Annotated in this window: 11 protein-coding genes and 1 tRNA gene; 6 read left to right on the top strand and 6 right to left on the bottom strand. The window is 39.5% G+C overall.

Annotation, left to right across the window (positions count from 1 at the left end; all coding sequences use genetic code 11):
* The first annotated feature begins 43 nt into the window (after nt 1-43).
* On the top strand, nt 44-415 hold the full coding sequence (locus tag AN395_RS12945; protein ID WP_029772597.1) for a hypothetical protein: 372 nt from the start codon (nt 44-46) through the stop codon (nt 413-415).
* Nucleotides 416-554: 139 nt separating this feature from the next.
* On the opposite strand, the gene AN395_RS12940 is transcribed toward AN395_RS12945, so the two are convergent.
* The 4 genes from AN395_RS12940 to AN395_RS12925 form a co-directional block, all read right to left on the bottom strand.
* Nucleotides 555-1,730, bottom strand: coding sequence for a mandelate racemase/muconate lactonizing enzyme family protein (locus AN395_RS12940; protein WP_054983246.1), 1,176 nt, complete (start codon nt 1,728-1,730; stop codon nt 555-557).
* Nucleotides 1,731-1,755: 25 nt separating this feature from the next.
* Entirely contained in the window at nt 1,756-2,523 is a 768-nt protein-coding gene (locus AN395_RS12935) for a class II aldolase/adducin family protein (RefSeq protein ID WP_024031462.1), read from the bottom strand.
* Nucleotides 2,524-2,689: 166 nt separating this feature from the next.
* Nucleotides 2,690-3,013 (bottom strand): c-type cytochrome, encoded by a 324-nt coding sequence (locus tag AN395_RS12930; protein ID WP_004587649.1) that lies wholly within the window; start codon nt 3,011-3,013, stop codon nt 2,690-2,692.
* A 160-nt stretch (nt 3,014-3,173) separates the two neighbouring features.
* Nucleotides 3,174-3,713, bottom strand: a complete 540-nt coding sequence (locus AN395_RS12925) for a DUF2058 domain-containing protein (RefSeq protein ID WP_004587650.1) — start codon at nt 3,711-3,713, stop codon at nt 3,174-3,176.
* 199 nt (nt 3,714-3,912) lie between these two features.
* Between AN395_RS12925 and AN395_RS12920 the strand changes: the two genes are divergently transcribed.
* Nucleotides 3,913-5,058, top strand: a complete 1,146-nt coding sequence (locus AN395_RS12920; protein WP_054983245.1) for an MFS transporter — start codon at nt 3,913-3,915, stop codon at nt 5,056-5,058.
* On the opposite strand, the gene AN395_RS12915 is transcribed toward AN395_RS12920, so the two are convergent.
* On the bottom strand, nt 5,025-5,525 hold the full coding sequence (locus AN395_RS12915; protein WP_054983244.1) for a prolyl-tRNA synthetase associated domain-containing protein: 501 nt from the start codon (nt 5,523-5,525) through the stop codon (nt 5,025-5,027). The two genes, AN395_RS12920 and AN395_RS12915, sit on opposite strands and share 34 nt — an antisense overlap.
* A gap of 1 nt (nt 5,526) precedes the next feature.
* Nucleotides 5,527-5,928 carry a hypothetical protein gene (locus tag AN395_RS12910; protein ID WP_024031465.1) on the bottom strand — a complete coding sequence of 134 codons (402 nt, stop codon included), beginning with the start codon at nt 5,926-5,928 and terminating at the stop codon, nt 5,527-5,529.
* 253 nt (nt 5,929-6,181) lie between these two features.
* Here AN395_RS12910 and AN395_RS12905 point away from each other — a divergent pair.
* The 4 genes from AN395_RS12905 (at nt 6,182) to AN395_RS12890 (ending at nt 13,175) form a co-directional block, all read left to right on the top strand.
* A tRNA-Ala gene (locus tag AN395_RS12905) sits at nt 6,182-6,257 on the top strand.
* 154 nt (nt 6,258-6,411) lie between these two features.
* Nucleotides 6,412-7,674 (top strand): PotD/PotF family extracellular solute-binding protein, encoded by a 1,263-nt coding sequence (locus AN395_RS12900; RefSeq protein ID WP_054983243.1) that lies wholly within the window; start codon nt 6,412-6,414, stop codon nt 7,672-7,674.
* On the top strand, nt 7,674-10,892 hold the full coding sequence (locus AN395_RS12895; protein ID WP_054983242.1) for an ATP-binding protein: 3,219 nt from the start codon (nt 7,674-7,676) through the stop codon (nt 10,890-10,892). The genes AN395_RS12900 and AN395_RS12895 overlap by 1 nt, the downstream gene beginning before the upstream one ends.
* A 57-nt stretch (nt 10,893-10,949) precedes the next feature.
* Nucleotides 10,950-13,175: an EAL domain-containing protein gene (locus AN395_RS12890; RefSeq protein WP_054983241.1), complete on the top strand. Its 2,226-nt coding sequence runs from the start codon at nt 10,950-10,952 to the stop codon at nt 13,173-13,175.
* Nucleotides 13,176-13,179: the final 4 nt, after the last annotated feature.

Below are 13,179 nucleotides of genomic sequence, written 5' to 3'. Positions count from 1 at the left end.
AGCTATATTAAATTTAACCACTTACGTAAATGCGGCAATGACTATGACATTACATTCGCAATTATCAGCCCTTGGCATCTTAACTATTTTAAGTGGTTGCGCATCTAACACGCAGCCTACTCCTAAGCTGCACCACGCCTTACTTACCGAGCCAAATAGCCAAGCGGTAGAGCGTGTTATAGAGCGCTTAATGCATATAAAAAACGTAACGCTTGCTGACGATATCTTTATTCACACCAGTACCTTTACTCTTAAAAACACAAACCGTAGCGATATAACAGCCAATCAACAGCTTAACTTTCCTGATCAATTTGAATTAATGATAAACAATAATCGCTGCTATATACGCCACCTTGATAGTAAAGCCACCGCTGAGATAAAAGGCGTTACGTGTACAATCAATCTTGCCAATTAAACCCACTAACTATTCAAATGGTATTGCTCATAGGTATTAGAGAAACACAGCTATAAAAAAGCCGGTAAGTGAGCTATCACTTACCGGCTTTTACTTTAAACAATAGTATTTAAATAACGCTCTTTAAATAAAGCTTAAATTATTTAATTTCTACACGTTGCGAGCGCATAACAATCTCATCATTTAATTCAATGCCTAAGCCTGGCTCTTCTGATACTTCAAAAAAGCCATTTTTTGGTTGTGGATCTTGTAAGCACAGCTCTCGGTTCCACTTTTTAATGGCATATGTATGATGCTCATGAATCAAAAAGTTAGGAATAGCGGTTTCTAAATGTAACGACGCGGCAGTAGCAACAGGCCCACCACATACATGCGCCTGAATACGCACATCAAAAATATCGGCGTAGTCACATACTTTTTTAGTTTCAGTAAAGCCACCACATAAACCGATATCAGGTTGAAGTACATCAATGCTTTGATCTTCTAAATAAGGGCGCACACCCCAGCGGTTGTATAAACGCTCACCGCCTGCAATTGGCACTGCCACTTTATCTGCTACTTTTGCATGTAAAGAATGGTTTAAGTAGTTAACTGGCTCCTCGTAGTACATGCAATCAAACTCTTCGGCTATTTCACCAATTTGTATAGCAGAGGTCGCGCCAGGTAAGCTGTGGCATTCAAAAATAATATCCACTTCGTCACCAACTGCTTCACGTATAGCTTGCATACGAGCACGGTATAGCTTCATTTCAGCGCGAGAAATTATTTTAGTACGGTCGTAATACGTATTGCCGTCTTTATCGTATTGGATAGGGTCAACTTTTACTGCATCATAACCTTCGCCAATCGCTTTTAACGCAGCTTCTGCGTATTCTTGCGGTTGTACTAACGCTTTAAATTCGCTGTCCCAATCAAACTGTAACTGCGATGCGTAAGTACGCAGCTTATCGTTTACTTTGCCGCCCAGTAATTGGTATACCGGTAAACCAAGTGCTTTACCTTTTATATCCCAAAGTGCTGTATCTATGGCGCTCATTGCTGCATAAACAACAGGGCCGCCACCTAAACCCCAAAAGCTTTCGCGTAACATACGCGACCATAACTTTTCGGTTTGAAACGGGTCGTGCCCAATTAAAAAAGCATCAGCCATTTCTTTTATCATTGCTGCTGCTGCGCTGTGGCCTAAATCGTAAGCTAAACCAGCCTCACCTACACCACTAATACCTTCATCGGTATGAATACGTACAAAAACCGGCGTCCAGGCTGGACGCTCTGGGCAATGAATATCAAATACTTCTACGCGATTTACTTTCATTAAAATTCCTTATTAGCCACGCTGGCTATTGTGCAAAACTGGGATCAAGTCGGTACGCTTTTCGTAACATGGCAGGCCACGCTAATTGCCCACCTGTGCTGCCGCTATGTACCACATTAGCTTGGTTATAAATATTGTCGATAATTGGCTGCGGCACCGGAATAACCTCTTGTGAGCTGGCTTGTAATGCAAGCTGAATTTCGCAGGCACGTTGCAAGTCATAAAAACGCATAAAGGCATCGCCTACGGTTGGACCTACGGTTAAGCCACCATGATTTACCAATAGCATATGATTGGTATTGCCTAAATCATCTTGTAATACTTTGCGCTCGTCATCATTTACAGCCAGCCCTTCATAGCCATGGTACGACAGCGAAGGGAGCGAAAACATAGAGTATTGGCTTAGTGGCAATAGGCCATTTTTTTGTGTAGCAACGGCAATGGTTTCTTTAGTATGTAAGTGAATAACGCAATGAGCATCTTCACGCACTTCGTGAATTGCGCTATGGATAGTAAAACCAGCTGGGTTAATGCTAAAGGGGGTGTCGTCAATAATATTGCCGTGCAAATCAACCTTTACTAAGTTTGATGCAGTTACTTCGTCAAACGTTAAGCCAAACGCATTTACAAGGTAGTGATCAGTGCCAGGTAAACGTGCCGATAAATGCGTGTATATTAAATCCCCCCAACGAAAATGCTCTACTAATCGGTAGCAAGCTGCTAAATCTACGCGCAATTGCCACTCTTGCTCCGACACTTTATTTTTTAAATCTAGTTGGGGTAAATCAATCATAATCAGCCTTTTAAAATACGTACAACAACACAAGTACGAATAGATGTTTAGAAGTCTAAAGCAGTATTAATTTTATAGCAAACACAAACAAAACAGCCACACAATTGTGTGGCTGTTTACGCTGCACTTTAATTTAAAACGATAATACGTTTTTAAACGCGGTGCTTTATTTTACCTTTGAAAGGTAGTCAGCAATTGCTTCAAACTCTTCGTCCGTTACCGTTGCAACCATTGCTTTCATTGCGGCAGTCATACCATTGCTACGCGCGCCCGATTTAATATCTTTCATTTGGGCCACTAAATAGTCTTTGTTTTGACCATTAATTTTAGGGTATGCGCCCATAATAGGTGCTTTACCTTCTGCACCGTGACATGTTTGACACATTTTTTGGGTGTAAAGGGCTTCGCCATCAGCAGCGGCGGCGTTAAACGAAAAACTTGCGGCTAAACTAATACCCGCGCCTACTATTAGTGCTTTCATCTTGCTCATTATATTCACTCTTCTTTTTGACGGTTAGAAAATAGTCTATTGATTGTAGTAAACAATCTAGTAAAAAGCATACGTATCAATTTACGTTAGGCGATCAAACAAACATGACTACGTTTTCAGCCATTGTTGTTAACTTTAGCAAACAATACTGAACAGACACTTACCATACTAAATCATCTGGTACTTCAAAGTCTGCATATGGGTCGTCTTCATCTTTTGGTTTGTTTTCAGGTTCAACATGAAAAACAATGTACTTTTCATCAACTTCTGCGACTTTACGCGCCGGCTCATCATCGAGTACGTAAAACTGCCCTTCCAGTACACAAATAGCTAAACGACCACCCGATAACGCTTTTTGGGTTTTCTCGTTTACGTCTATCCCTTTTACTTTGTTATCGTAAGTAAAATTAAAGGTACGCTCACCACGAATAGAGTCTTGGTTATGGTGCTCAAGTATTTGCTTAACACGAGCAACTTGCTCACGTTGCTTAAGCTCTTCTTGGCGCGACTGGTTAAGTTCTTCAGCCTTTTTTTGCTGCTCTAATTTAGTTTGCTGTATGTGCTTTTGCAGATCGCTTGGGTTACTGGTAGCCCCTTTTTTTTGCTTTTTTTGTTGCTTACGTTTTTCTGACTTAGCAACTTTAGCTTTGTGCGATGTTGTTAACCCTGCTTGCAGCAATTGGTCTTGTAATGAACCCATGGCTTTGTTCCACTAAAAACTTATATTAGGTTTATTTTAATCACCAACGAGTACAAATAACAGTGCTATTAGCATTAATCTAGCAAAGGGCTGAATATACACTTTGATTTAGCGCAATTGTTAATGATTTAACCTATGAAATATAAGCCATTTTTCATATACTTTGGCTAACTTATCAGCTTATGTTTTAAGCCTTACAATGCGTTTTGCTCATTTACTTATTTGCTCGGTGTTTATATTTTTTGTGCTGTACGCACCTCAGCCTTTATTGAGCTTATTTGCTAGCGAATTTAACGTTCCCCCTGCGCTTGCCGGCAGCTTAATGAGCGTAACCATGCTGCCTTTAGCAATTGCACCTTTGGTTTATGGGCTATTTTTAGCCAAGCAAAACCCGCTTATTATTTTACGTATTGCTATGTTTATTTTAGGAGTGAGCTGCATACTGTTTACAGTAGCGCCAAGTTTTGAGCTATTACTTTTGGTGCGTTTTATACAAGGCTTAACCTTACCTGCCGCGCTTACCGCGATGACAAGCTTTATTGGTATACGTTACAGCGCAGATGCCTTACAAAAAAATATGACCTTATACATAGGCAGTACCATAGCTGGGGGCTACTTTGGCCGAGTATTGGCCGCTTTATTTAGTGATGTATGGCATTGGCAAAGTTTTTATTATGTTATTTCGATTGTGCTTATTGGCCTGGCTATAAGTATAAAGCCCACGGGCTTTGTGGTATCTAATCAGTCAGCACTTACGCCGTTAACGTATATTAAGCAGCTAAAAGATGCGGCAGTACTAAAATTGTATGGCGCCGTTTTTTGTATGTTTTTTTGCTTTGCAGCCTTATTAAATTACCTACCGTTTATTTTGCAAAACACCTTTTTAATTACAAACACACGCGATATTGGCTTAGTGTACAGCGGCTACTTAATCGGTGCTTTAGCATCTATTGCAACACCTTGGCTTGCTAAAAAAGTGCCTTCAGCTTGGCATTTACTTGCTGCGGTTTTTATCGTGTATAACTTAAGCATTGTATTACTTATAAGCCAGCAACTGAGTGTGTTTTTAATCGCGTTTACGTTATTTTGTGCTGCTATGTTTGTTATACACTCAAGCGCAGTTCCACTTGTTAACAAGATTAGCAAAGCGCCTGCAAGTGTAACGAATGGCGGGTATGTATCGTTTTATTATAGTGGCGGGGCGTTGGGCTCGTTATTGCCAGGTATTGTTTATCAACACTCAGGGCAAACTGCATTTATGCTTTGCTTACTGAGTGTGTGTTTTATTGGTTTAGTCTTAGTCACTTTAGGCTATCGAGAAGGTAAAAACATTACCCGAGGGTGATGCCCTGTATGCTCAAAAAAGGTATTTAAATCATTTTTTGTAAGCAGCCAAGTTTGGGTGTTTTCAAACGGGTGACAATGAAACAGCTCGTTAAACCAAATATCTTGATCAAGCCACAAAGTAACATTGCTTTGTTTATCGTTTGCTAAAGCAAGCATAGACACACACCCGGGCGCCACTTTTAAATAACGTGCTAACCGCTCGCTAGAGGCAAACCCCAACCGAGAAAGCCCCTGTTGCTTAGATAGGGTTTTTAAATCGAGCTGTTTGTCGTGTGCGGTAATTACTAAAAAGTGTTTTTTGCCCTCGTTATCACGCAAAAACAAGTTTTTAAGTCGCGTACCTGGGCGCTCCACCATAAATGCATCAGCATCTAAACTGGTATGTAACGCAGGGTGTTCTATTACATCGTAATTTATACCTAATTGCGCTAACAACTGCGCAAGCTTTGCTTTATCGGCCAACATACTACAAACAACGCCCTCTTAACTGCACACTTAAGTCACGCCATAGCACTTGTGTAATTTCGTGTTTATTTTCACAATAGTTATTTTCACTGAGGGTTTCGTTTAAAAACCTGACGGCTTCATCCTCAAGCTTAAGTTTTAACACACTAGAGTCTTCGAAGTGTTCTTGTTCTATGTAACGTTTTACATCAGAGCGGCTCGGTCTTTTTTCGCCTCGCCCGCCGTTATTTAAGTTTATGTTACTACGATGCTCAGCCTTTACCGATACAACGTAAGCAAATATTTTGTTACCTTGCTCATCCACGTTCTCATAAAACTGCTTGTTATTTATTTCATAAGGAGGCGCTTCATTACTGGCACACCCTGCAAGTAGCAAAGCAAGTATACAGATACTTTTTTTCATTGTTTTTGTCGTTTCGCGAGGTATTTTTCTCGAGTCTATCAAAAATAAACGATAACAGTTAAATATTGCTAAAAAATACTTGACCAAATTTATAAAAATATTTAAAGTTCACCCCGCTTGGGACTCAGTAGCCAAGTAATTACAACTATGTAATTTAGGAATGTGGGGCTATAGCTCAGCTGGGAGAGCGCCTGCCTTGCACGCAGGAGNATTAAAACGAAGTCGGATAACAAACAATAAGACCAGCATATGTGGGGCTATAGCTCAGCTGGGAGAGCGCCTGCCTTGCACGCAGGAGGTCAGCAGTTCGATCCTGCTTAGCTCCACCACTTTCCTACTCTTCTATTACTTCCTATTTTTCATCGTCTTATTATTCTTTTATCTTCTACACAATAACTTTTATATTTGCTCATTCCTTGTTTGTTTAGTCTTTGTTGGCTATAAATTATCTCATCTGTAGCAGTGATACTTTTGGCTTAAACAATGGATACCCCTAAACGCACCACATTAAAAAAGCTCGCTGTCATCGGTTTAACCGCAGGCGTAGTTACGCATGTACCTTATGTTTTTGCCCGAAAAAAAGTAACCCTAAGAGTCTTAGGAACACATGTAACGCTACAAGAAGCCATTCGTAAACAAGCAATGCTTGATTTAGGCATAAATATAGAATTTTCCCCTGCAGGTAGTGCTGCCGTATTACAAAAAGCCTCCATGGACCCTGGCTCATTTGATTTATACGAGCAATGGTCAAACAGTATTAATGTGCTTTGGCGGGCGGGGTCTATTCAGCCCATAGAAAAAAAACGACTAACCTACTTTAATGAAATAAATTCTCTTACCAAAACAGGGAAGCTCACCCCCGATGCAAAATTAGGTGCAGGCGACGCCCCTTATAAATTACTCAACGTACAAGAGGACGGCACTCTAAGCGCTAACGAAAGCGATTACATTAGCTTTTTACCTTATGTACATAATGTTGACTCTTTTGGCTATAACACCGCCAAGGTTAAGCCTGGTATTGCCTACGAAACTGAAAGTTGGGGCTGGTTACTTGATGATGCCCATCGAGGTAAAGTAGGCATTGTAAATGCACCCACAATTGGCTTATTTGACCTTGCCTTGGCAGCACAAAGCAAAGGGTTAATAACATTTAAAGATATTGGTGCGATTACTCGCTCCGAGCTTGACCGTTTATTTAGTATTTTAATTGACTATAAACGCCAAGGGCATTTTGCAGGTTATTGGAACTCGGTGCCAGAGTCTGTTGAATTTATGAAAAGCCAACGCGTGCACATAGAAAGTATGTTTTCCCCCGCTGTGGCCGCGCTCAATAGTCAAAATGTTAACGTGCGATTTGCCGCTCCAAAAGAGGGCTACCGTGGCTGGCATGGGGTAATGTGCTTATCGTCACAGGTTAATAATAACCAAAAAGATGCCGCATACGATTACATGAACTGGTGGCTTTCGGGGTGGGCCGGCGCATTTATTGCTCGCCAAGGGTATTACATTAGTAACCCACAACGCTCAAAAGCAATGCTTTCACCAAGTGAATGGAATTACTGGTACTTAGGCAAGCCCACTACGGTTGACTTACTAAACACCCAAAAACAAGTCGCAGTAAAAGCCGGCGAGCAGCGAAATGGTGGTAGCTATTTAAAACGCTTAAGCAATGTAGCTGTTTGGAATAGCGTTATGCCGACTTACGATTACAGCTTGCAAAAATGGTATGAGTTAATAAGCAGATAATGATAACCCGTTCAATAAAATCAAAAATAATAATTGCCCTATGCGTATTAATTACTTTATTAATTTTGCAAAGTTACCTATTCAATTATTCGCAAAAATCACTTTTTGAGCTGCAAAATGCGCAGCACAAAGCTTTATTACAAAGCGAGTCTGTTACCCGTTTAGAAAACGATGTGATTTCTTTACAAAGCCAAGCCATTGCTTATCTAGATCATGCTAATAGCAATACCATTGAAAAGTTTAATATGCACTTAAATGCTGCAAAAAGGGATTTAGATACGCTAAGTACATATTTAAATGAGTATGATGAAAACTATCAAAACAATATAAAGCGCCTTAACGAGTACTTAAATAATTATCAAGATACATTTAATCGCGTAGTCGTTAACAGAACCAAACGAGAGCAGCTGTACATTACACAGTTCAAACAACCTATTGAAGCGCTAAAAGCACAACTTAATGAGCTTAAAAAAAACACGCTAACCAACAAGCAAAATAAAATAGTGAATACCCTTTTAACTATTAGCAATATAGAACAAGCAACAACCAATTATTTACACAAGCCAAATTATGATGAAGCACAAAATGTGCAAGATAACCTAGCACACTTAAATACCCTACTGGCGAGTATTGAAACCGCTAATGTTAACCTACTTAATAATACTGACGAGCTTGAGCAAGCGTATAGCCAATTAGTTATTTTAACCCGTAGCTATACGTTTTCGATAAATGTAGTTTTAACAGGAATAGAAAACGAGCTGCTTTACCTAGCCGAAAAAATTAGGGATGTAGAGAAGCAAAAGCTCACCCAGACCGAGCAGCAGCTAAGAGACCACGTATTAAAAAGTACCGAAATGGCCAACCTTTTTGCCGCGCTGATCACTGTTATCATAATAGTAATTACCTTTTTTATATTTAACTCTGTCATTAAGCCCATTGCGAAATTAACTAAGCTGTTAAATGATATGAGTAATGAAAAGCAAGTAACACTAAATAGTGATGAGCATCATCAAAATGAAATTAACTCGGTTATTACCGCGGCTAATGCGCTGTATTTAAAAAACAAACAAACAAAAGAGCTACTAGCAGAAACCCAAGCGCTTAATTCTAAAATGGAATTAATGAATAAAGAGCTTACACTTGCCATCACCCAAGCAAAAAATGCCAACCAAGCGAAAGGTGACTTTGTAGCTAATATGAGCCATGAGCTTCGCACTCCAATGAACGGTATTTTAGGCATGCTGCAGCTATTACAAAGCAGCGCTCTTCCAGCAAAACAAAAACACTATGCAGATAAAGCGTTTTCAAGCGCTCAAAACTTACTGCAAATACTTAATAACGTACTCGACTTTTCAAAGCTTGAGTCTGACAAAGTAAAGCTTGAATCAATCCCTTTTACTTTGCATACCGTGGTTTCTAATGTAAAAAATTTATTTTCGGTAAATGCGAAACAAAAAGGGTTGCGCCTTAATTTTGTATTGCATGTTGATGCAGGGCTTGAGCTGATGGGCGATCCACTGCACTTGAGTCAAATTATTAATAACTGTGTAGGTAATGCCATTAAATTTACAGAGCGCGGTGAAGTAACAGTAACAATTGAGGCCACAACACAAGATGAGCAGCAAATACAGTTACGCTTTGGTATTAAAGACACAGGCATAGGCATGACGCCAGAGCAAACCGCCTCAATTTTTGACTCGTTCTACCAAGGCGATTCCAGTACAACACGTAAATATGGCGGCACCGGATTAGGTTTAACTATTTGTAAGCAACTAACCAAGTTACTAGGCGGCGAAATACAAGTACGCAGCACACCCCACGTCGGGAGTGAGTTTTATTTTACACTACCGTTTAAAATGACGAGCAAAGAAGCGCTTAAAAAGCATGCCTTACTAATTAGTCCCGATACTGAGCAAATAAAATCACTCACTAAGTTATTAAGTAACGCTGATATTACTGCAGAAATTACCCAAGAGCCGCTACGTGCAATTGCAAAAATATCTCAACCGAGTAACCCTTTTAATATTGTGATCATGACGTTGTCACACAAAGAACTAAAAGATAATTTTATTTTGCAGCAACTGTACTTACAAAAACAAAAAAATAAACACAAACTGCTGCTTATTTTACTCATTAACGATCAAGAGCACCCGCAGGCAGTCCCCGATAGCGATCATATTGATATTATAACAATAGGTAATACTCACACTGATTCTCAGTTAATGCGTTTATTATTACCCGACTCAACACAGCTTAAAGAAGGAGAGTCTTACCCACAGTTTACCGGTTACACCGCACTTGCAGTAGATGATAACCCTGTAAACCAAGAGATTCTTGAAGCACTATTAACTAAAATGAATATGACTGTTATCTCTGCAAGTAATGGCGAGGAAGCACTCATTAAAGTAGAAGAAAACGCAATTGATATTATTTTTATGGATATTCAAATGCCAGTGATGGATGGCCTAGAAGCGACGCGAATACTGCGTCAAAGGGGATATATAACGCCTATTGTTGCTGTAACTGCAGCTGTATTTTCTAATGATAAGAAAGCCGCCATTCGAGCAGGCATGGATGACTATTTAGTCAAGCCGTTATTATTTGGTCTGCTTTGTGACAGCATAGAAAAGCATCTAACAAAAACCCATACGTTTAGTACATTAAACCTCAATGTAGCACGCTCTAATCTTGAAGATAATAATGAACTCATTAATTCAATATTCACTAAGTTTAATACCGATTACAGCCACTTTATGGAGGTAGCTGTAAAGCACTTGAAAAATAATGAGCATAAAACATTAGCTAGAGCGATGCATAACTTAAAAGGCTTAGCCGGCACCCTAGGGTTAGAGCTACTAGAGCAAAGCGCTAAAAAAGCAGAGTTAGAACTGAGCAGTAACGCATGCACCGATCTTAGTGTTTTTAATGAACAATTGACCTTAGCACTTTATGCAGTAAGACAGCTACTGGTAACAAACTCTTATAATCATCAGCCAGAAGCTATGAGCTCTGGGCAAAATCCAGATACATTAATTGATGAAATCTATTCTTTAGCGTTATCTGCCCGTCCTATTCCTAGTAAATTAGTTAGAGAAATTGCGCTTCAAAAATTCGATCATTCCCATCCATTATTCAAGCTAAAAGAGGCAATAGATAACTTTAACTACGCTTTAGTGATTAAACTTATTGATAAATACAGAAATAACTATAAAAACTAGACAATTATGGCAACTATAAACTAACTTTAAGGGGTTATTAAAGAATAAGGATTTAGTGTGCATTCAACCTTTCTCGCTAACAATAATGAAACTGCAGTAACCCAACCGCGAAAGCCTTTGATACTCATTGTTGATGACGAACCTAGCAACCTACATGTATTAGTTGAAGGCTTACTTGCAGACTACGATGTACGCATTTCAACAAGTGGTGAACAAGCGCTTGTGTTTGTTGAATCCACGCGCCCAGATTTAATTTTACTCGATATTATGATGCCAGGCATGGATGGCTATGAAGTATGTCAAAGATTAAAAGCTAAACAAAATACCAAAGGCATTCCCATTATTTTTGTCACCGCACTTACTGAAGAAGAGTCTGAAGAGAAAGGCTTTGCAATGGGTGCCATTGATTATATTCATAAACCCTACAAATTAGCTTTGGTAAGAGCGCGTATACGTACACATATTACTTCGCAAGGCATGCTAGACAGGCTCATTGAAAAAAACTTTGACTTACACGACAAATTACTCGAAATAGAAGCCCTTGCAAAAGAGTTAAGCCAACGCGAGGAAGAGCTAAAGCAGCTGTCATCTAAGCAAAAGTTATTTTACCAGGCACTTACCAGTACCGCCGATGGTGTTGTAATTACTAATAGCGATGGCAAGATTATCGCGGTTAATCCATCATTTTGTAGAATTACCGGCTATTGCGAAGCCGAATCGCTGGAAATGGATTTAAAAGAGATCAAACAAAATAATCACCCAAGTATTAGCTTTGATGAAGTGTGGAAACACGCATATGAAGCTGGCTACTGGAGCGGTGAACTTGTAACACGAAGAAAAAATGGCGAGCTATACCCCGAGCTATTAACGCTTAGTAAGGTAAAGAGCGAGCAAGATACCAATATTCACTACATTGGCGTTTTTAGTGATATTTCAAGCGTAAAAGTAACGCAAGAGCGCATAGATTACCTAACTTGGCATGATGAGCTTACTAAACTGCCTAACCGTAATGGCTTTTTAAAACAGTTAGAGCAACAACTGCAAGAGTGCAGTAGCGATAAAACATGTGCCTATATTTATATTATCGACATTGACAGCTTTCACTCTATTAATGATGGCTTAGGGCTTTTAGCAGGGGATAATATTTTAAAGGAGCTTGCTCAGCGTATTCATGCTAATGTAGATAAAAAAGATATTATTGCACGCTTAGGCAGTGATGAATTTGCCGCCTTATGTAGCGTAGATAAAGGAATTGGGCGTACACGTGCGCAATCAATCGCCGAAAACAAAGCGCAAGAGCTTTTAAACGCAGTCAACCACCCTTTTGACGTTGATGGGCAAGAGGTTAGCTTAACAATTAGTATAGGCACTTATATTTTCCCGCGAGACGATGTATGGGAAAGTGCTATTGAGACAATCAGAAATTGTGAAGCAGCCTGCTATAAAGCCAAAGAAAAAGGCGGAAACAGAGTTACATTTTTTGATACCACATTTGGCGAGCAGGCTAAACGACGTTTTGAAATTGAACAAGACTTAAGAAAAGCCATTCCTCAAAATGAGCTATCCATATTTTTGCAGTCGCAATTTGATAGTAAGCAAACGTTAAAAGGCGCAGAAATACTGCTGCGCTGGGATCACCCTCAAAAAGGCTTCATAAGCCCATGTGAATTTATATCAATAGCTGAAGAATCTGATGTTATTTTTGAATTAGACTGTTGGGTTACGACTAATGCACTTAATTTACTTACCAAGCTTAAATACAGCCACCCAAGTTTGAATATTTCGGTAAATATAAGCGGTCGACATTTTCATGAACCGCGATTTTTAAACTTTATAAGCCAACAAATTAAAAGTGTTGATATTAATCCTCAGCAACTCACAATAGAGATAATAGAGGGGACGCTACTTAATCACATGGAAGCGGCCATTGAAGCCGTACACTGCCTTAAAAAGCTGGGCGTACGTGTATCGATAGATGACTTTGGCACGGGCTACTCAAGTTTAACCTACTTAAAACAGTTACCTATTCATGAGCTAAAAATAGATCGCTCATTTGTGCTTGAAGCCCCCACTGATAACAACGATAAATTAATTATTGATATGATTGTCAGCCTTGGCAGGTTGTTTCAATTAGAAGTGGTAGCGGAAGGAGTCGAGAATCAATCGCACTTTGACTTATTACAAGAGTACCCTGAGGTTATCCTACAAGGGTACCATCTGCACCGGCCAGAGCCATTAGAAAGCTGGTTAGAAAAACTAAACCATACTTTGCAAAATGCATAAAAAA

The organism is Pseudoalteromonas sp. P1-30 (genome assembly GCF_001400005.1).
Classification (GTDB): Bacteria; Pseudomonadota; Gammaproteobacteria; order Enterobacterales; family Alteromonadaceae; genus Pseudoalteromonas; species Pseudoalteromonas atlantica.
The sequence above is the reverse complement of the archived record's forward strand: the minus strand, read 5'-3'. Positions and strand labels throughout refer to the sequence as shown.